The organism is Legionella fairfieldensis ATCC 49588 (genome assembly GCF_000621525.1).
Taxonomy (GTDB): domain Bacteria; phylum Pseudomonadota; class Gammaproteobacteria; order Legionellales; family Legionellaceae; genus Tatlockia; species Tatlockia fairfieldensis.
In genome coordinates this window covers 1-16,093 of record NZ_JHYC01000017.1, presented here as the reverse complement: position 1 = coordinate 16,093, position 16,093 = coordinate 1, and the positions used below count along the sequence as shown (strand labels likewise).

Below are 16,093 nucleotides of genomic sequence, written 5' to 3'. Positions count from 1 at the left end.
ATATTTACACAAAATGGAATAAAAATTACAATAAATTACAATGAAATCTTATTAAATTATAACTGGCTAATTATTAGCCATTTTGTAAATGTTCAAGCAATGGCGTCAACTTAAATGCGAATTAAGAACAATTATTCATAAGAGTCATGGTACGACATATCCATGCCAATTTATTTCAAAAAGTAAGAATTACGATGAAAGCTTAAGAATTTAAGGCAAAGTTAAGAGAACGTTTATGGAAAATCGAAAGAATTTCTAATTGGTTGGAAAGTTCAGCTTATTGTGCTTCCTCTTCACGAGAAAAACCGAAGTATTTATCACTTTAATTAAATCAAACCCGCTTAATAGCGGGTTTTCATGTATCAATTATTCTTGATTATTTGTTGCAATAGGTCTATCAACAAGCTCTATAATAGCCATAGGAGCATTATCTCCTGCACGGTAACCACACTTTAACACACGAACGTAACCACCAGGACGTTCAACATAGCGAGGACCAAGCGTAGTAAATAATTTACCAACTGCACTCTTGGAGCGTAGCTTATTAAACACATGTCGACGAGAAGCAACCGAGTCAGATTTACTAACAGTAATTAGAGGCTCGATATAACGACGCAATTCTTTAGCTTTTGGTAGAGTTGTTTTGATCAACTCATGCTCAATAAGAGAAGTACACATGTTTGAAAACATTGCTTTTCTATGGCTGCTAGTACGGCTCAATTTACGGCCTGTATTACGGTGACGCATAATTAAAACTCCTAATATTACTCGCCTAGATTCGCAGGCGGCCAATTCTCAAGCTTCATTCCTAAAGATAAGGAACGTGAAGCTAATACATCTTTAATTTCTGTTAGCGATTTCTTACCTAAATTGGGTGTTTTTAACAATTCATTTTCAGATTTCTGTACCAAATCACCAATATAGTAAATATTTTCAGCTTTTAAACAATTTGCTGAGCGAACAGTAAGCTCCAAATCATCAACGGGTCTTAAGAGAACTGGATCAAAATCATTACGCTCTTTATTATCAGCTCGTGATTCTTCGAATTTCATATCAACAAAAGCATGGAGCTGACGTTGCAAAATAGAAGCAGCGATCCGAATAGCCTCTTCTGGATCCAATGTACCATTCGTTTGTAAATCAATAGTAAGCTTATCAAGATCGGTACGATTCTCAACACGAGCACTATCTACTGAATAAGCCACTTTAATCACCGGTGAAAATGTATTATCAATTTTCAGTTTACCAACGGACTTTTTCTCCAGCTCATCATCAAAAGCACGAATAAAGGAATCAGTTGAATGAAACCCAACGCCTTTTTCAACTTTCAATGTCATATTCAACTTACCATTTTCATTTAAAGTTGCAATAACCAACTCGGGATTAATAATTTCCTGACCGTGAGTTAACTGAATATCTCCGGCTGTCACCTGACAAGGTCCCTGTTTGCTCAAGGTCAAAACTGCTTCTTCGCCGGCAGTTATCTTAATTGCAACTTGTTTAAGGTTTAAGAGAATATCAACAACATCCTCCTGTACACCTTCAATAGTGCTATATTCATGTAAAACACCATCAATAGACACTTCTGTAATAGCACAACCCGGCATTGACGATAAAAGAATCCGCCTTAATGCATTACCTAGCGTGTGCCCATACCCTCGCTCCAATGGCTCAAGTACAATTCTTGAGTGATTAGGCGTCTCAGCATGTACTTTGAGTACAGACGGTGTCAACATTTCATTTATTTCAGTATACATTCGGCTATGTCTCCGAGCTTACTTAGAGTAAAGTTCAACAACTAAATTAACGTTATAAAGCGAAGATAAATCATTTAGCGTTGGCACTGTTGTATACGTTCCTCTTAAAGACGATGAGTCAACAGTTAACCAATCGCAAGCAGCACGTTGCTCAGAGAGAGCAATAGCAGCTTGTACACGACCTTGTGCCTTTGCTTTTTGACGAATAGATACAACATCACCGGGGCTAACCAGATAAGAAGATATATTAACAACTTTATCATTAACTAAAATAGCTTTATGAGCTACTAATTGCCTTGCTTCAGCACGAGTGCTGGCAAACCCCATACGGTAGACTACATTATCCAGACGTCGCTCAAGCAATATCATCAGGTTTTCACCTGTAGAACCTTTCTGTCTTGCAGCTTTTTTATAATAATTTCTAAATTGTTTTTCCAGTACACCATAAAGGCGTTTAATTTTTTGTTTTTCACGTAACTGTATACCATAATCACTTAGACGGGGACGTTTATCACCATGCTGTCCAGGTAATTTTTCAGCTTTACATTTTGATTTATGATCACGCACCCCGCTTTTTAAATACAGATCGGTGCCTTCTCGGCGGGACAATTTACACTTTGGACCTAAATATCTAGCCATTAAATACTCCTGAATCTCTTAAACACGACGTTTTTTAGGTGGTTTACATCCATTGTGAGGTATACCGGTAACATCGGTTATTTCTACAATCTTAAAATCCTGTGATATCAATTCACGAATAGTTGATTCGCGTCCTGGACCAGGGCCATGAACAAATACAGCAACAGATTTCATACCATATTCTTTTGCAACACTGGAAGCTCTTTCAGTAGCAATTTGTGCAGCATAAGGTGTACTTTTTCTGGAACCTCGGAAACCAGAACCTCCTGCCGTTGCCCAACACAAAGCATTACCCTGACGATCCGTAAAGGTAACAATGGTATTATTAAAAGAGGCATGAACATGAACTATCCCATCAGAGACGACACGTTTTACCTTTTTTCTTACTTTTTGTTGTTTTGCCTTAGTTATAGCCATTTTCTTTTCCTACGTATAAATTAGTTATTACCTTTTCGGCGGCCTTTTCGAGTACGCGCATTCGTCTTTGTACGTTGACCACGCAAAGGTAAGCCGCGACGATGTCTAAGACCTCGATAACAGCCAAGATCCATAAGCCGCTTAATATTCATAGTAATAACACGACGCAAATCGCCTTCAACTGTCATCTTGGCGATTTCTGTACGCAAAGCTTCCAGTTTATCTTCAGATATCTGGGATACTTTTGTTGTTGTATCAATGCCAACCAGCTTACATAATTTAATAGATGTTGTTTTGCCAATTCCATAAATCGACGTCAAAGCAATCACGATATGTTTGTGATCCGGGATATTAACACCTGCAATACGAGCCATATTCTCTCCGAACGTTATTTTGCTCTGCCAGAAAGGGACAGAAGAATACTATTATAATGATCCAAAATCAAGCAGGGATCTAACCTTGTTTTTGTTTATGTCTTGCATCTTTACATATAACGCGAATGGTTCCATTGCGCTTAATAATTTTGCAGTTACGACAAAGTCGTTTTACTGATGCTCTAACTTTCATTAATAACTCCGCTAATAAATCATAAAAGACCAGGCAATTTAGTCCCTTTAAAATTGGCTTTCTTCATCAAAGAATCATATTGTTGCGTCATAAAATGGGCTTGCACCTGAGCTACAAAATCCATAATTACAACCACTATGATCAACAAAGAAGTTCCACCAAAATAAAAAGGCACATGCCAGGTATACATTAAAATTTGTGGTAGTAAACAAACCAGCACCAAATAAATAGCACCAACTAAAGTTAAGCGGGTCATTACCGAATCAATGTATTTGGTCGTTTGTTCTCCGGGTCGAATGCCTGGAATATAAGCACCCGATTTTTTCAAATTGTCCGCTGTATCTTTAGGATTAAACACTAAAGCTGCATAAAAAAATGCAAAAAACAGTATAGAGGCAGCATAAACAATCAAATAAAGTGGTTGCCCTGGAGACAAAGCCATCCCAATATCTGCCAACCAGTCCATACCTTTTCCCTTGCCAAAAAACTGAGCTAATGTTGCTGGCAACAGAATAATACTTGATGCAAAAATTGGCGGTATCACCCCAGACATATTAATTTTTAACGGTAAATGGCTCGTTTGAGCAGCATAAACTTTTCGTCCATGAGTTCGTTGGGCATAATTAACTCTTATGCGACGTTGCGCTCGCTCCATAAATACAACAAAACCAGTAACCACCGCAACGATAACCGCAACAAGTATCAGAGTAAGCGCTTGCATTTGACCTTCCTTAACTTGTTGAAAGACAGACGCTATCGCACTCGGCATGCTTGACACGATTCCAGAAAAAATAATTAGTGAGATACCATTACCAACGCCTTTCTCAGTAATCTGTTCACCTAACCACATTAAAAACATTGTTCCGGTAACCAAGGTAACCACTGCGGTAAAATAGAAAAATAGATCTGAGTTTAAAGCAATTTGTTGACCAGCCAACCACCTCGCCATTCCCAACGATTGAAAAACAGCAAGAACCAACGTCAAATAACGGGTATATTGGTTTATTTTTCTGCGGCCAGATTCACCTTCTTTTTTCAGCTGTTCTAACTTGGGTGATACTACTGAAAATAGCTGTATGATAATAGATGCCGAAATGTAGGGCATTATACCTATAGCAAAAACAGTTACCCGCGATAAGGCCCCGCCTGAAAACATATTAAAAAGACCAAATATAGTGTTTTGCTGTTCGCCAAAAAAATTAGCCAGTTTTTGAGGATCAAGGCCAGGTACAGGAATATGCGCACCCAATCTATAAACTAATATCCCCAAAATAACAAAAAGTAGCCTTGATTTAAGTTCAGCCAATCCACTTTTAGATTGGCCAGTAGCGTGCCTTTGATTATTCATAATTACTCTTCAACACTGCCACCTGCTTGCTCAATAGCCAAGCGAGCACCTTTTGTGACACGTAAACCTTTAAGTTTTCGTGGAACGTTAATTTCTCCAGAGAGAATAACTTTAACATCACGTATTGAATGATTAATTAAACCTGCAGATTTTAAAGCGACAAGATCAACTTCTTCCGAATTTAATTTGGCTAATTCGCTTAAAGTAACCTGATCAACCGTTTTGCAAACACGAGATTTAAAACCCATTTTTGGCAAACGACGTTGAATAGGCATTTGTCCGCCTTCAAAGTTAATTTTGTGGTAACCACCAGCTCTGGCCTTTTGTCCTTTATGACCTTTACCACTTGTTTTACCTAAGCCAGAACCGATACCTCTTCCAAGACGTTTCTTATTGGGTCTTGAACCTGGCTCTGGAGACAGCGTATTTAAATTCATTAGGCACACTCCTCAACTTGTAACAGGTAAACAATTGTATTAATCAGACCCCGGATAGCCGGATTGTCATTATGAATAACACTGGAATTTAGTTTACCTAAACCTAGCTGTTTAGCAATTTCAATATGTTTTGGCTTACGACCGATGGTACTTTTTACCAAAGTTATTTTTAATTTTTTACTCATTATTCGCCCGCCATTACTTCTTCAACTGACTTGCCACGCTTGGCAGCAACATAATCAGGTGTTCCAATATTAGTCAATGCTCCAATAGTAGCTCGTACGATATTACTGGGATTAGTTGAACCAATACTTTTTGCTAAAATATTTTGCACCCCAAGCACTTCCAGTACCGCACGCATTGCGCCACCTGCAATAATTCCGGTACCATCGCTTGCAGGCTTCATAAAGACTTTCGAAGCACCATAATTCCAAGTAATTTCATGATGAATAGTAGTGCCTGCTAATGGAATATAAGTCATATTTTTTCTTGCCTGTTCCATAGCTTTTTGAATAGCAATAGGAACTTCCCGAGCTTTACCTCGTCCATAACCTACCTTGCCTTTTCCATCTCCGATAACTACTAATACTGCGAAACCAAATACACGTCCACCTTTAACCACTTTGGCGGTACGTGTTACGGATACTAATTTTTCCTGGTATCCTTCATTTTTTGTAGATTCATCAAATGCCATAACCGTTCCTTAAAAATTCAAACCAGCTTCACGTGCACCATCTGCCAAAGCTTTAATACGGCCATGATATTTGTAACCTGCACGATCAAAGGAAACATCGACAAGTTCTTTAGCCTTCGCTCGTTCCCCAAGTAATTTACCTACTTGGTAAGCTTGCTCTACTTTTGTACCTGTTAAGCCAGGTTTAAGTTCCTTATCCAGGGTAGATGAAGAAACAAGAACTATATCACCTTTATCTCCACTAATTGTAATTTGGGAATATATATGCACACCACTTCTATAAACCACTAATCTTGGTCTATTTGAATGGCGCAATCTTGCCTTGGCTTTTAAACCACGTCGAATACGGGCCTTATGTTTATTCATAATTTACACCTTATTTCTTTTTGGCTTCTTTACGAGCAATAACTTCGCCCGCATATTTTATACCTTTGCCTTTATAAGGTTCTGGTGGTCTGAAACTACGAATCTCAGATGCAACCTGACCTAAAAGCTGCTTATCAATACTCCGAATGATAACGGTTGTATTGTTCGGTGTTTCAACTGTAACACCTTGAGGCAAGGGGTAATGAATTGGATGAGAATAGCCTACTGACAAAACCAATTCTTTATTACCAGTCTGTGCTCTATAACCAACACCCACCAATTCCAAGGTTCTCTCAAAACCATTAGTAACACCTTTAATCATGTTGTTAACTAACGCGCGTACAGTTCCAGCATGAGCCCAGGCATTAGGTTCCTTGGAAGCAGGCTTAAACAATATTACGTTATCATCGTCTTTGCTCTTACTAATGCTGACATGTTTATTATAATGTTGCTCCAAGGAACCCTTTGGCCCTTTGACCGTTAATACTTCTTTGCCAACATTAAGCTCGACATTAGCTGGTAATCGGATAGGGGCTTTTGCTACTCTAGACATATTGTTCCTCTCCAATATCAAGCTACTTCACAAATTACTTCGCCACCAATACCGTTTGATTTAGCAGCTATATGAGTCATTACCCCTTTTGAGGTAGATAAAATAGCAACGCCAAAACCGGGTATTGAACGTAGTTCTTTGGATGATTTATATACTCTTAAACCTGGGCGGCTGATACGTAAAATACGCTCAATAACAGGTCTACCATGATAATATTTCAAATTTATCGTGATCGATTTAAAATTATTTTCAAGAAGTTGGACATCATAATCTAATATATAACCTTCTTCTTTTAATACCCTTGCTATTTCTTCTTTTAATTTAGATGAATGCAGGGTAACACTCTGATGTTTAGCTTGCTGACCATTACGAATTCTAGTCAACATGTCAGCAACAGGATCATGCATACTCACAGTTGTTCTCCATAGAATAAAATTTACCAGCTGGACTTGCGGCCACCAGTGACATTACCAGTCATTAGTTGCTGTCTTAAACAAATCCTGCAAAGCCCAAATTTCCGATAAACGGCATGGGGTCGACCACATTGCTGGCAACGTGTACTATGTCGTACAGGATTTGAATTGATTGGTAACTTAGCCAGTTTTACCTGTGCTTCCATAATTGCTTCAAAATCATTGGACGACTTAATTATTACCTTTAACGCTTTTCTTCGCTCTGCATACTTTTTAACTAGATTTGCTCGTTTTGCTTCGCGAGCAAGCATTGATTTTTTAGCCACAATATTACCCTTCTTAGTGTTTATCTCTATCTTTCAAAGGCAAGTTAAAGGCTTCCAGTAAAGCCTTTGCTTCTTCATTGGTCTTGGCACTGGTAGTAATACAAATATCTAAACCACGAATACCATCTGTTTTATCAAAATCAATTTCAGGAAACACGATTTGCTCATGAATACCCATACTGTAATTGCCTGTGCCGTCAAAAGATTTTGGATTCAAACCACGAAAATCTCTCACTCGTGGCAAAGTAATATTAATAAGTCTATCTAAAAACTCATACATACGCTCACGTCTCAAGGTTACCTTACAGCCAATAGGCCAACCTTCACGAATTTTAAAACCCGCTATCGATTTTTTTGCTTTGGTTATAATAGGCTTTTGCCCCGATATTAAAGTCATATCTTCAACAGCATGATTCATAACTTTCTTATCACCAACAGCTTCCCCAACACCCATATTCAAAGTAATCTTTAAAATTTTGGGGACTTCCATTGTAGTTTTGTAGCCGAATTTTTTCATCATCATTTCAACTACATCTTTCTTATAAAACTCTTTAAGTCTTGCCATTTCCGCCACCTAAATTAGATCAAGTCAATTACTTCATTATTTGATTTAAAGTATCTAACCTTGTGCTTTTTTCCATCTTTTTCAATAAATTTAAATCCAACTTTACCCGCTTTTTTTGTTATTGGATCGTAAAGTGCAACGTTAGAAACATGCAAAGGCGCTTCGCGGCTAATTATACCGCCGCGTTGTTCCAATTGTGGATTAGGCTTAACGTGTTTCTTAATTAAATTTGCTCCTTCAATAACCACACTTTCTCCTTCAACTCGGAGTACTTTGCCGACAAAACCTTTACTTTTTCCGGTAATCACTATACCAGTATCACCTGACTTTATGCGCTTCATAACTAATCCTTCTCACAATACTTCAGCTGCTAGAGAAATAATTTTCATAAACCGCTCTCTTAGCTCACGAGTTACAGGTCCAAATATACGAGTTCCTATAGGCTCATTTTGATTATTTAAAAGTACAGCTGCATTACCATCAAAACGAATCAGCGAACCATCATCACGACGAACACCTTGACTGGTCCTGACTACAACCGCTTTCATCACAGCACCTTTTTTTACTTTACTGCGCGGTATTGCATCTTTAATACTAACTTTAATAACATCACCAACGCGGGCGTAACGTCTATGAGATCCGCCCAGCACTTTGATACACATCACTTTGCGTGCTCCACTATTATCTGCAACATCGAGCACAGTCTGCATTTGTATCATTCTATTCTCCAGCTCTAAATACGACCAGAAAAAGGCTGCTGATTATATCAGCCCTCTCGGAATTTTAAAAGTAAATCTAACGGTCATTAGGAAATTACTTCAACTAACACCCAACTTTTCATTTTGGAGAGTGGACGAGATTCACGTATTTTTACCATATTCCCAATTTTACCCACTTGATTCTCATCATGAGCATGAAGTTTTGTCCTTCGCTTCATAATTTTTCCATATTTAGGATGTTTAACAGTACGTTCAACCATCACAACAATAGTTTTCTGCATTTTATCACTTACAACTTTACCAACTACTGTTCTACCATTTGTTTCATTATTCGACATGGCTCTTTCCTACTTTTTCAGACATAATTGTTTTAATCCGAGCGATAGTCTTCCTGGTATGACGGATAGAGTGTGGCTTATCTAAAGAACCATTTGCCCTTTTCATTCTCAACTTGAATTGCTTATCTCTTAATGAAAGCAACTTAGTTTGTAACTCCTTTGGAGTCAAATTTCTTAATTCATCAATCTCTTTCATCACATCACCTTGCGCTCTTCAAATATAACTTTGAAAGGTAACTTCGCTTTGGCAAGGTCAAATGCTTCTATTGCCAACTCTCTACTGACACCTTCCATTTCGAACAGAACTTTGCCTGGCTGAATTTGTGCAACCCAGTATTCCACACTACCCTTACCTTTACCTTGACGGACTTCAAGCGGTTTTTGAGTGATCGGTTTATCAGGAAAAACTCTGATCCAGATTTTTCCGCCACGTTTAATATGTCGAGTCATGGCACGACGTGCCGCTTCAATTTGACGAGCGGTAAGACGGCCCCGTTCCAGTGCTTTCAAACCAAATTCACCAAAGCTAATTTTTGAACCTCTTTGAGCTAAACCACGGTTTCGCCCTTTCATTTGTTTACGATATTTCGTACGTTTTGGCTGTAACATGATAATTCCTCACTCACTTACTGCTGTCAGTATTTCGTCTTTTCTGAGGGAGAATTTCTCCTTTGAAAATCCAAACTTTAACTCCTATGATTCCATAGGTTGTTTTTGCTTCAGCAGTACCATAATCAACATCAGCACGGAAAGTGTGTAAAGGAACCCGTCCTTCTCGATACCATTCACTACGAGCGATTTCTGCACCACCCAAGCGGCCACTAACACAAATTTTAATTCCTTTTGCGCCGGCTTTCATAGCAGATGTAACAGCGCGCTTCATTGCCCTTCGAAACATAACGCGCTGTTCCAATTGTTGAGCAATACCTTCTGCAACTAACGTTGAATCAAGTTCAGGTTTTCTAACTTCTTCAATATTTAAATGTACCGGCACACCTAAAGTAGTTGCAATCTCATTTCTCAATGCTTCAATGCCGCCACCTTTTTTTCCGATAATAACACCAGGTCTCGCGGTATGAATGGTTACAACAGCGTTATTTGCCGGACGCTCAATCCTGATCTTACTTATTGCTGCGGCAAATAATTTCTTTTTTAAATCTTTACGCAGATTAATATCTTCATTTAAAAGTTGTGCATAATGTTTGCTTGCAAACCATTTCGAATTCCAATCCTGAGTTATGCCTAATCGTATGCCTATCGGGTTTACTTTCTGTCCCATTGCTATTCCTCATCAGATACTTTAATTGTGATATGGCAATTGCGTTTACAAATGCGATTAGCACGACCTTTAGCTCGAGGACTAATTCGTTTTAAGGTTGCTGCTTCATCGACACAAACCATCCACACCTTCAATTCATCGACATCAGCACCATTATTATTTTCCGCACTCGCAATAGCTGACTCCAGTAACTTCAACATCAGATGAGCACCTTTTTTAGGAGTATACTTCAGGACATCGATTGCCTTAGAAACATCCATCTTTCTTATCATATTGGCAACAAGCCTGCCTTTTTGAGCAGAAAGTGGTGCATTTCTTAACTTTGCTGTAACTTCCATCATTGCCTCTACTTACCTTTGGCTTTTCTGTCGCCAGAATGACCTTTGAATGTACGAGTCATAGCGAACTCACCTAACTTATGGCCAACCATATTGTCAGTAATATATACTGGAACATGGTCTTTCCCATTATGGACTGCAATTGTGAGATCAATCATCTCAGGCACAATTGTTGAGCGCCTAGACCAGGTTTTAATTGGTTTTTTGGATTTGGTCTCGATCGCCGCTTCTACTTTATTTAATAAATGCTGATCAATAAAAGGACCTTTTCTAATAGAACGTGCCACTTTAATATCCTCTAACTAATTATTTTTTCTTACGGCGTCTGACAATAAAACGATCCGTACGTTTATTACTTCTTGTTTTATAACCTTTAGTCGGTACGCCCCATGGGGAAACCGGATGACGTCCGCCTGACGTTCGCCCTTCTCCTCCACCATGTGGATGATCGACAGGATTCATCGCAACACCACGAACTGTCGGCCTCACACCACGCCAACGTTTCGCACCCGCTTTTCCAAGAGCGCGTAAACTATGTTCACTGTTACTTACTTCACCAATAACAGCTTTACAGGCAGTCAAAACTTTACGCATCTCACCAGAACGAAGTTTTAAAGTAGCGTAGGCACCTTCTTTTGCAACAATTTGTCCACTACATCCGGCACTACGCAGCATTTGAGCGCCTTTACCAGGTTTAAGTTCAACACAATGAATAGTTGTACCAACAGGGATATTTCTTAAAGGTAAACAATTTCCAGTACTTATTGGTGAGTCTTCACCACTAATAACAATGTTACCTGCTTCTAAGCCGGAAGGTGCAATAATGTAACGCCGTTCACCATCTTTGTAAACTATCAATGCAATTAATGCAGAGCGATTTGGATCATATTCAATCCGTTCAACTTTGGCTTCTATACCATCTTTATTACGTTTAAAATCAATTAAACGATATTTAGAGCGAACACCACCGCCAATATGACGAACAGTAATTCGACCTTGGTTATTCCTTCCACCTGTTTTATTTAATTTTTCAACCAAAGCAGCATGTGGTTTGCCTTTGTGAATATGATGATGAATAACACGTATTTCACCACGTTTTCCAGGTGAAGTGGGTTTCGATTTTAATAATGCCATCTTAATCTGCCTTATTCTGTCACGCTAAAGTCGATGTCATAATTTTCATGCAAAGAAACGAAAGCTTTTTTCCAGTCAGAGCGTTTACCACTCAACTGTTTAAAACGTTTTCTTTTACCTTTTACATTTACAATGGACACGCCTTTAACTTTAACATTGAACATCTGCTCTACAGCCAACTTAACTTCTTGTTTAGTAGCTGTCTTTAATACTTTAAATGTAAACTGCTTAAACTTGTCAGCCATAACTGTTGTTTTTTCGGAAGTATGCGGCTCACGCAGTATCATTAATAAACGTTCAGCATTCATTGTAACTGCTCCTCCAAATTCTTAACGGCATCTTCCGTCATAAGCACCTTTTCAAAACGGAGTAAGCTAACAGGATCTAAACAAGTCACATCACATAGATCATATTGGTGCAAATTACGTGAGGCCAAATACTCGTTTTCTCCCACTTCATTCATAACAATCAGAGCATTTTGTAACTCAAACTCATGCATTTTAGCGAGAAAATCTTTTGTTTTATGTGATTGACACTCAAAATTACTTATTATAACCAGATTTCCGGTACGATAAAGCTCAGAGATTATACTACGTAATGCTCGTTTGTACATTTTTTTGTTAATTTTCTGGCTATAATCACGTTTCTTGGAAGCAAAAGTAACTCCTCCTGAACGCCAGATTGGGCTACGAATGGTTCCAGCTCTAGCTCTACCTGTTCCTTTTTGCCGCCAAGGCTTTTTCCCGCCACCTCTAACTTCAGCGCGAGTTTTTTGAGCACTATTCCCACTACGAGCATTGTTCATAAATGTAACAATGGCCTGATGAATAAGACCCTCATTATATTCGTAACCAAACACATTTTGGTTAACTTTTAATTGAGCTTCAGTATCTTTAATTACAAGTTCCATTATTTGCCCTCTACTTTCTTTTTAACAGCGGGCCTTACTTCAACTTTTGCACCAGGGTAACCAGGCACAGCACCTTTAATTAAAAGTAAATTACGCTCTTTATCAACCCTTACTAATTCCAGACTTTGAGTTGTACATCGTACATTACCCATCTGCCCCGCCATTTTTTTCCCTTTAAATACACGTCCAGGCGTTTGATTTTGCCCAATTGATCCTACTACGCGATGTGAGCGTGAGTTACCATGAGTCGCATCCTGTGTCCGGAAATTATAACGTTTTACAGTACCAGCAAAACCTTTACCTTTAGAATTGGCTGCAACATCGACCAGATCACCTTCGTTAAACACATCACTGACCGAAATGACTTGTCCTGCACTGAACGCTTCAACGGAGTCGACACGAAATTCACAAAGCACATCACCTGCATCAATTTGCGCCTTAGCAAAATGCCCAGCCTGTGGTTTATTAACATGACTGGCTTTTTTTTCACCACCAGTAAGCTGAACTGCAGTATAACCATCAACATCAATGGTTTTTATCTGTGAAACACGGTTAGGTAATACTTCAATTACTGAAACAGGTATAGAAATACCATCGTCAGTAAATACCCGTGTCATACCGATTTTACGGCCTAATAACCCAATCGTCATTCTAACACCTCGTTAATAACCTTACCTTAAGACTATTATTCGTCGTCATCAAGGCTAATCTGTACATCAACCCCTGCAGCCAAATCAAGTTTCATCAGTGCATCTACAGTTTTTTCCGTAGGATGTACAATAATGACTAAGCGCATATGAGTACGTAATTCATATTGATCACGAGCATCTTTATTGACATGCGGTGATATCAATACAGTAAATTTTTCTTTTCTTATTGGCAAAGGTATGGGACCACGAATTTGTGCTCCCGTTCGCTTTGCTGTTTCGACAATCTCACGAATCGATAAATCAATTAAGCGGTGATCAAACGATTTAAGACGAATTTTAATATTTTGATTGTTGCTCATTATTTTTACTCAATAATTTTAGCTACTACACCAGCACCGACAGTGCGACCACCTTCACGAATCGCGAAACGCAACCCCTCATCCATAGCAATCGGTGAATGCAGATTAACTACCATCTTAACATTATCACCGGGCATAACCATCTCTATACCTTCTGGCAAGTCACAGGAGCCTGTTACATCAGTAGTTCTGAAATAAAACTGGGGGCGGTAACCATTAAAAAATGGTGTATGACGACCTCCCTCATCTTTAGACAGAACATAAACTTCTGCTTCAAATTTCGTATGTGGCTTGATTGTACCAGGTTTAGCTAACACCTGACCTCGTTCAACCTCATCACGCTTCGTTCCTCGTAACAGGACTCCAACGTTATCTCCCGCACGACCTTCGTCAAGAAGCTTACGGAACATTTCAACCCCTGTACAGGTCGTTTTCTGCGTATCCCGTATACCTACAATCTCTACCTCTTCACCAACTTTGACTATCCCGCTTTCAACCCGCCCAGTTACTACCGTGCCTCGGCCTGAAATAGAAAACACATCTTCAATCGGCAACAAGAAGCTTTTATCAATATTCCGAACTGGCTCAGGAATGTAAGAATCCATCGTCTCAACCAATTTCTCTATCGCTGGAACACCAATCTCACTCGTATCACCTTCTAACGCTTTTAATGCTGAACCCGTGATAATCGGTATATCGTCTCCAGGAAATTCATAACTGCTTAACAAATCTCGAACTTCCATTTCTACTAACTCCAGAAGCTCCGCATCATCTACCATGTCTGCTTTATTAAGAAATACTACAATGTAAGGAACTCCAACCTGGCGAGATAACAGAATGTGCTCTCTTGTCTGAGGCATAGGGCCATCCGCTGCCGATACTACCAGAATGGCTCCATCCATTTGAGCGGCTCCTGTAATCATGTTCTTTACATAGTCCGCATGGCCAGGGCAGTCAACGTGAGCATAGTGGCGATTCGATGATTCATATTCAACATGGGCCGTCGATATCGTTATTCCTCGCTCTCGCTCTTCCGGTGCCGCATCAATTTGGTCATACGCTTTCGCCTCTCCACCAAATTTCTTCGCCATAATCGTCGTTATTGCTGCCGTTAGCGTCGTCTTTCCATGATCTACGTGTCCTATCGTCCCCACGTTTACGTGTGGCTTCTTTCGCTCAAATTTTTCCTTCGCCATCGGAAAATCTCCCCATTTAAAAGTTGATAACTATGTGGTGCCCACAACTGGACTCGAACCAACGACCTCTTCCTTACCAAGGAAGTGCTCTACCGCCTGAGCTATGTGGGCCTTACTTAAGACCTACACCATTACGTCCTTAACTTTCTATACAAAGTTGGAGCGGGTGATGGGAATCGAACCCACGCTATCAGCTTGGAAGGCTGAAGTTCTACCATTGAACTACACCCGCTTACTTAATTACATCTTCTGCATAGTACTGGTGGAGGGGGAAGGATTCGAACCTTCGAAGGCAGAGCCGTCAGATTTACAGTCTGATCCCTTTGGCCGCTCGGGAACCCCTCCCAAAAGAACGCCATTTTCTTTCATGATATACTTAAAGTCAATAGCTTTGTATGAGGACTAGCATTTAGATGGTGCTGGCACCAGGAATCGAACCCGGGACCTACTGATTACAAGTCAGTTGCTCTACCAACTGAGCTACGCCAGCATTACTATTTTTTAAATGGGTTTCTTAAAACCCTAGTGAGCCATATAACTCATTGCTACAAAATTATTACAAGGCAATAATTTTACTTTACTTTGTAATGAATAAAGTCCTGGCGATGCCCTACTTTCACATGGGGAGACCCCACACTATCATTGGCGCAAGTCTGTTTCACTGCTGAGTTCGGTAAGGTATCAGGTGGTTCCAGACCGCTATGGTCGCCAGGAAAAACGGTTATAGTCTGTATTAAACAGACCGGGTAAAGAAAGAGCACGATTCAATCATCTACATTCAGGATAACCTGAAGTTACTCAGGTTATATGGTCAAGACAATCAGCCAATTAGTACGAGTTAGCTTCACACATTACTGCGCTTCCACACCTCGCCTATCAACGTCGTAGTCTTCAACGGGCTTCATGGGAAAACTCATCTTGAGGGAGGCTTCCCGCTTAGATGCTTTCAGCGGTTATCCCGTCCGAACTTAGCTACCCGGCAATGCCACTGGCGTGACAACCGGTACACCAGAGGTTCGTCCACTCCGGTCCTCTCGTACTAGGAGCAGCTCCTCTCAATTTTCCTACGCCCACGGCAGATAGGGACC

General features: G+C 39.7%; 29 protein-coding genes, 4 tRNA genes, 2 rRNA genes and 1 pseudogene. 1 reads left to right on the top strand and 35 read right to left on the bottom strand.

Annotation, left to right across the window (positions count from 1 at the left end):
* Nucleotides 1-137: 137 nt before the first annotated feature.
* Nucleotides 138-299, top strand: a pseudogene (locus T345_RS15590) (IS1182-like element ISLlo2 family transposase); the annotation flags it as partial.
* A gap of 67 nt (nucleotides 300-366) precedes the next feature.
* Here T345_RS15590 and rplQ read toward each other — a convergent pair.
* The 35 genes from rplQ to T345_RS0105760 all read right to left on the bottom strand — a co-directional run.
* Nucleotides 367-747, bottom strand: coding sequence for a 50S ribosomal protein L17 (gene rplQ, locus T345_RS0105925; protein WP_028388532.1), 381 nt, complete (start codon nucleotides 745-747; stop codon nucleotides 367-369).
* A 17-nt stretch (nucleotides 748-764) separates the two neighbouring features.
* Entirely contained in the window at nucleotides 765-1,757 is a 993-nt protein-coding gene (locus T345_RS0105920; protein ID WP_028388531.1) for a DNA-directed RNA polymerase subunit alpha, read from the bottom strand.
* Nucleotides 1,758-1,775: 18 nt separating this feature from the next.
* Nucleotides 1,776-2,396: a 30S ribosomal protein S4 gene (gene rpsD / locus T345_RS0105915; RefSeq protein WP_028388530.1), complete on the bottom strand. Its 621-nt coding sequence runs from the start codon at nucleotides 2,394-2,396 to the stop codon at nucleotides 1,776-1,778.
* An 18-nt stretch (nucleotides 2,397-2,414) separates the two neighbouring features.
* Entirely contained in the window at nucleotides 2,415-2,813 is a 399-nt protein-coding gene (gene rpsK / locus T345_RS0105910; protein WP_035918297.1) for a 30S ribosomal protein S11, read from the bottom strand.
* A 20-nt stretch (nucleotides 2,814-2,833) separates the two neighbouring features.
* A complete protein-coding gene (gene rpsM / locus T345_RS0105905; protein WP_028388528.1) occupies nucleotides 2,834-3,187 on the bottom strand; it encodes a 30S ribosomal protein S13 in 354 nt (117 codons plus the stop codon).
* Between the two features lie 79 nt (nucleotides 3,188-3,266).
* Complete coding sequence (gene rpmJ, locus T345_RS14760; RefSeq protein ID WP_081778074.1) at nucleotides 3,267-3,380, bottom strand: 50S ribosomal protein L36; 114 nt, start codon at nucleotides 3,378-3,380, stop codon at nucleotides 3,267-3,269.
* A gap of 19 nt (nucleotides 3,381-3,399) precedes the next feature.
* The gene (secY, locus tag T345_RS0105900) at nucleotides 3,400-4,728 is read right to left on the bottom strand and encodes a preprotein translocase subunit SecY (RefSeq protein ID WP_028388527.1); all 1,329 of its coding nucleotides are present in this window, start codon (nucleotides 4,726-4,728) and stop codon (nucleotides 3,400-3,402) included.
* 2 nt (nucleotides 4,729-4,730) lie between these two features.
* Nucleotides 4,731-5,165, bottom strand: a complete 435-nt coding sequence (rplO, locus tag T345_RS0105895; RefSeq protein ID WP_028388526.1) for a 50S ribosomal protein L15 — start codon at nucleotides 5,163-5,165, stop codon at nucleotides 4,731-4,733.
* Entirely contained in the window at nucleotides 5,165-5,350 is a 186-nt protein-coding gene (rpmD, locus tag T345_RS0105890) for a 50S ribosomal protein L30 (protein WP_028388525.1), read from the bottom strand. Before rpmD ends, rplO begins: the two co-directional genes overlap by 1 nt.
* The gene (gene rpsE, locus T345_RS0105885) at nucleotides 5,350-5,859 is read right to left on the bottom strand and encodes a 30S ribosomal protein S5 (RefSeq protein ID WP_028388524.1); all 510 of its coding nucleotides are present in this window, start codon (nucleotides 5,857-5,859) and stop codon (nucleotides 5,350-5,352) included. Before rpsE ends, rpmD begins: the two co-directional genes overlap by 1 nt.
* A 9-nt stretch (nucleotides 5,860-5,868) precedes the next feature.
* Entirely contained in the window at nucleotides 5,869-6,225 is a 357-nt protein-coding gene (gene rplR, locus T345_RS0105880; protein WP_028388523.1) for a 50S ribosomal protein L18, read from the bottom strand.
* 10 nt (nucleotides 6,226-6,235) lie between these two features.
* The gene (rplF, locus tag T345_RS0105875) at nucleotides 6,236-6,778 is read right to left on the bottom strand and encodes a 50S ribosomal protein L6 (RefSeq protein WP_028388522.1); all 543 of its coding nucleotides are present in this window, start codon (nucleotides 6,776-6,778) and stop codon (nucleotides 6,236-6,238) included.
* Nucleotides 6,779-6,795: 17 nt separating this feature from the next.
* Nucleotides 6,796-7,185, bottom strand: coding sequence for a 30S ribosomal protein S8 (gene rpsH, locus T345_RS0105870; protein WP_207385054.1), 390 nt, complete (start codon nucleotides 7,183-7,185; stop codon nucleotides 6,796-6,798).
* Between the two features lie 29 nt (nucleotides 7,186-7,214).
* The gene (gene rpsN, locus T345_RS0105865) at nucleotides 7,215-7,517 is read right to left on the bottom strand and encodes a 30S ribosomal protein S14 (protein ID WP_028388520.1); all 303 of its coding nucleotides are present in this window, start codon (nucleotides 7,515-7,517) and stop codon (nucleotides 7,215-7,217) included.
* Between the two features lie 13 nt (nucleotides 7,518-7,530).
* On the bottom strand, nucleotides 7,531-8,082 hold the full coding sequence (rplE, locus tag T345_RS0105860) for a 50S ribosomal protein L5 (RefSeq protein WP_028388519.1): 552 nt from the start codon (nucleotides 8,080-8,082) through the stop codon (nucleotides 7,531-7,533).
* A 14-nt stretch (nucleotides 8,083-8,096) separates the two neighbouring features.
* A complete protein-coding gene (gene rplX, locus T345_RS0105855; RefSeq protein ID WP_028388518.1) occupies nucleotides 8,097-8,423 on the bottom strand; it encodes a 50S ribosomal protein L24 in 327 nt (108 codons plus the stop codon).
* Nucleotides 8,424-8,435: 12 nt separating this feature from the next.
* Nucleotides 8,436-8,801: a 50S ribosomal protein L14 gene (gene rplN / locus T345_RS0105850; protein WP_028388517.1), complete on the bottom strand. Its 366-nt coding sequence runs from the start codon at nucleotides 8,799-8,801 to the stop codon at nucleotides 8,436-8,438.
* An 86-nt stretch (nucleotides 8,802-8,887) separates the two neighbouring features.
* Nucleotides 8,888-9,139: a 30S ribosomal protein S17 gene (gene rpsQ, locus T345_RS0105845; RefSeq protein ID WP_028388516.1), complete on the bottom strand. Its 252-nt coding sequence runs from the start codon at nucleotides 9,137-9,139 to the stop codon at nucleotides 8,888-8,890.
* Nucleotides 9,129-9,335, bottom strand: a complete 207-nt coding sequence (gene rpmC / locus T345_RS0105840; RefSeq protein ID WP_028388515.1) for a 50S ribosomal protein L29 — start codon at nucleotides 9,333-9,335, stop codon at nucleotides 9,129-9,131. Before rpmC ends, rpsQ begins: the two co-directional genes overlap by 11 nt.
* Nucleotides 9,335-9,748: a 50S ribosomal protein L16 gene (rplP, locus tag T345_RS0105835; protein WP_028388514.1), complete on the bottom strand. Its 414-nt coding sequence runs from the start codon at nucleotides 9,746-9,748 to the stop codon at nucleotides 9,335-9,337. Before rplP ends, rpmC begins: the two co-directional genes overlap by 1 nt.
* Before the next feature lie 13 nt (nucleotides 9,749-9,761).
* A complete protein-coding gene (rpsC, locus tag T345_RS0105830) occupies nucleotides 9,762-10,418 on the bottom strand; it encodes a 30S ribosomal protein S3 (RefSeq protein ID WP_028388513.1) in 657 nt (218 codons plus the stop codon).
* A 2-nt stretch (nucleotides 10,419-10,420) separates the two neighbouring features.
* Entirely contained in the window at nucleotides 10,421-10,756 is a 336-nt protein-coding gene (rplV, locus tag T345_RS0105825) for a 50S ribosomal protein L22 (protein WP_028388512.1), read from the bottom strand.
* 8 nt (nucleotides 10,757-10,764) lie between these two features.
* Nucleotides 10,765-11,043 (bottom strand): 30S ribosomal protein S19, encoded by a 279-nt coding sequence (gene rpsS, locus T345_RS0105820; protein ID WP_028388511.1) that lies wholly within the window; start codon nucleotides 11,041-11,043, stop codon nucleotides 10,765-10,767.
* A 19-nt stretch (nucleotides 11,044-11,062) separates the two neighbouring features.
* Nucleotides 11,063-11,890, bottom strand: coding sequence for a 50S ribosomal protein L2 (rplB, locus tag T345_RS0105815; RefSeq protein WP_028388510.1), 828 nt, complete (start codon nucleotides 11,888-11,890; stop codon nucleotides 11,063-11,065).
* Nucleotides 11,891-11,901: 11 nt separating this feature from the next.
* Nucleotides 11,902-12,198 carry a 50S ribosomal protein L23 gene (gene rplW / locus T345_RS0105810; protein ID WP_028388509.1) on the bottom strand — a complete coding sequence of 99 codons (297 nt, stop codon included), beginning with the start codon at nucleotides 12,196-12,198 and terminating at the stop codon, nucleotides 11,902-11,904.
* A complete protein-coding gene (gene rplD / locus T345_RS0105805; protein ID WP_028388508.1) occupies nucleotides 12,195-12,800 on the bottom strand; it encodes a 50S ribosomal protein L4 in 606 nt (201 codons plus the stop codon). Before rplD ends, rplW begins: the two co-directional genes overlap by 4 nt.
* Entirely contained in the window at nucleotides 12,800-13,450 is a 651-nt protein-coding gene (gene rplC, locus T345_RS0105800) for a 50S ribosomal protein L3 (protein ID WP_028388507.1), read from the bottom strand. Before rplC ends, rplD begins: the two co-directional genes overlap by 1 nt.
* Before the next feature lie 35 nt (nucleotides 13,451-13,485).
* Nucleotides 13,486-13,809: a 30S ribosomal protein S10 gene (gene rpsJ, locus T345_RS0105795; RefSeq protein WP_028388506.1), complete on the bottom strand. Its 324-nt coding sequence runs from the start codon at nucleotides 13,807-13,809 to the stop codon at nucleotides 13,486-13,488.
* Between the two features lie 5 nt (nucleotides 13,810-13,814).
* Entirely contained in the window at nucleotides 13,815-15,005 is a 1,191-nt protein-coding gene (tuf, locus tag T345_RS0105790; RefSeq protein WP_028388505.1) for an elongation factor Tu, read from the bottom strand.
* 35 nt (nucleotides 15,006-15,040) lie between these two features.
* A tRNA-Thr gene (locus T345_RS0105785) sits at nucleotides 15,041-15,116 on the bottom strand.
* A 47-nt stretch (nucleotides 15,117-15,163) separates the two neighbouring features.
* Nucleotides 15,164-15,237 (bottom strand) — tRNA-Gly (locus T345_RS0105780).
* Between the two features lie 28 nt (nucleotides 15,238-15,265).
* A tRNA-Tyr gene (locus T345_RS0105775) sits at nucleotides 15,266-15,350 on the bottom strand.
* A gap of 69 nt (nucleotides 15,351-15,419) precedes the next feature.
* Nucleotides 15,420-15,495: transfer RNA gene (locus T345_RS0105770), tRNA-Thr, on the bottom strand.
* 107 nt (nucleotides 15,496-15,602) lie between these two features.
* A 5S ribosomal RNA gene (gene rrf, locus T345_RS0105765) occupies nucleotides 15,603-15,718 on the bottom strand.
* 94 nt (nucleotides 15,719-15,812) lie between these two features.
* A 23S ribosomal RNA gene (locus T345_RS0105760) occupies nucleotides 15,813-16,093 on the bottom strand; the annotation flags it as partial.

Excerpts from the sequence above, each read along its gene's own strand:
- rplB (WP_028388510.1), bottom strand. The coding sequence starts at position 11,890 with ATGGCATTATTAAAATCGAAACCCACTTCACCTGGAAAACGTGGTGAA.
- secY (WP_028388527.1), bottom strand. The coding sequence starts at position 4,728 with ATGAATAATCAAAGGCACGCTACTGGCCAATCTAAAAGTGGATTGGCT.
- rplF (WP_028388522.1), bottom strand. The coding sequence starts at position 6,778 with ATGTCTAGAGTAGCAAAAGCCCCTATCCGATTACCAGCTAATGTCGAG.
- rplW (WP_028388509.1), bottom strand. The coding sequence starts at position 12,198 with ATGAATGCTGAACGTTTATTAATGATACTGCGTGAGCCGCATACTTCC.
- tuf (WP_028388505.1), bottom strand. The coding sequence starts at position 15,005 with ATGGCGAAGGAAAAATTTGAGCGAAAGAAGCCACACGTAAACGTGGGG.
- rpsH (WP_207385054.1), bottom strand. The coding sequence starts at position 7,185 with ATGCATGATCCTGTTGCTGACATGTTGACTAGAATTCGTAATGGTCAG.
- rpmC (WP_028388515.1), bottom strand. The coding sequence starts at position 9,335 with ATGAAAGAGATTGATGAATTAAGAAATTTGACTCCAAAGGAGTTACAA.
- rpsK (WP_035918297.1), bottom strand. The coding sequence starts at position 2,813 with ATGGCTATAACTAAGGCAAAACAACAAAAAGTAAGAAAAAAGGTAAAA.
- rplR (WP_028388523.1), bottom strand. The coding sequence starts at position 6,225 with ATGAATAAACATAAGGCCCGTATTCGACGTGGTTTAAAAGCCAAGGCA.
- T345_RS0105920 (WP_028388531.1), bottom strand. The coding sequence starts at position 1,757 with ATGTATACTGAAATAAATGAAATGTTGACACCGTCTGTACTCAAAGTA.
- rpsC (WP_028388513.1), bottom strand. The coding sequence starts at position 10,418 with ATGGGACAGAAAGTAAACCCGATAGGCATACGATTAGGCATAACTCAG.
- rpsM (WP_028388528.1), bottom strand. The coding sequence starts at position 3,187 with ATGGCTCGTATTGCAGGTGTTAATATCCCGGATCACAAACATATCGTG.
- rplO (WP_028388526.1), bottom strand. The coding sequence starts at position 5,165 with ATGAATTTAAATACGCTGTCTCCAGAGCCAGGTTCAAGACCCAATAAG.
- rplP (WP_028388514.1), bottom strand. The coding sequence starts at position 9,748 with ATGTTACAGCCAAAACGTACGAAATATCGTAAACAAATGAAAGGGCGA.
- rplN (WP_028388517.1), bottom strand. The coding sequence starts at position 8,801 with ATGATACAAATGCAGACTGTGCTCGATGTTGCAGATAATAGTGGAGCA.
- rpsQ (WP_028388516.1), bottom strand. The coding sequence starts at position 9,139 with ATGTCGAATAATGAAACAAATGGTAGAACAGTAGTTGGTAAAGTTGTA.
- rplC (WP_028388507.1), bottom strand. The coding sequence starts at position 13,450 with ATGACGATTGGGTTATTAGGCCGTAAAATCGGTATGACACGGGTATTT.
- rplQ (WP_028388532.1), bottom strand. The coding sequence starts at position 747 with ATGCGTCACCGTAATACAGGCCGTAAATTGAGCCGTACTAGCAGCCAT.
- rpmJ (WP_081778074.1), bottom strand. The coding sequence starts at position 3,380 with ATGAAAGTTAGAGCATCAGTAAAACGACTTTGTCGTAACTGCAAAATT.
- rplD (WP_028388508.1), bottom strand. The coding sequence starts at position 12,800 with ATGGAACTTGTAATTAAAGATACTGAAGCTCAATTAAAAGTTAACCAA.
- rpsD (WP_028388530.1), bottom strand. The coding sequence starts at position 2,396 with ATGGCTAGATATTTAGGTCCAAAGTGTAAATTGTCCCGCCGAGAAGGC.
- rpsJ (WP_028388506.1), bottom strand. The coding sequence starts at position 13,809 with ATGAGCAACAATCAAAATATTAAAATTCGTCTTAAATCGTTTGATCAC.
- rpmD (WP_028388525.1), bottom strand. The coding sequence starts at position 5,350 with ATGAGTAAAAAATTAAAAATAACTTTGGTAAAAAGTACCATCGGTCGT.
- rplV (WP_028388512.1), bottom strand. The coding sequence starts at position 10,756 with ATGGAAGTTACAGCAAAGTTAAGAAATGCACCACTTTCTGCTCAAAAA.
- rpsE (WP_028388524.1), bottom strand. The coding sequence starts at position 5,859 with ATGGCATTTGATGAATCTACAAAAAATGAAGGATACCAGGAAAAATTA.
- rplX (WP_028388518.1), bottom strand. The coding sequence starts at position 8,423 with ATGAAGCGCATAAAGTCAGGTGATACTGGTATAGTGATTACCGGAAAA.
- rplE (WP_028388519.1), bottom strand. The coding sequence starts at position 8,082 with ATGGCAAGACTTAAAGAGTTTTATAAGAAAGATGTAGTTGAAATGATG.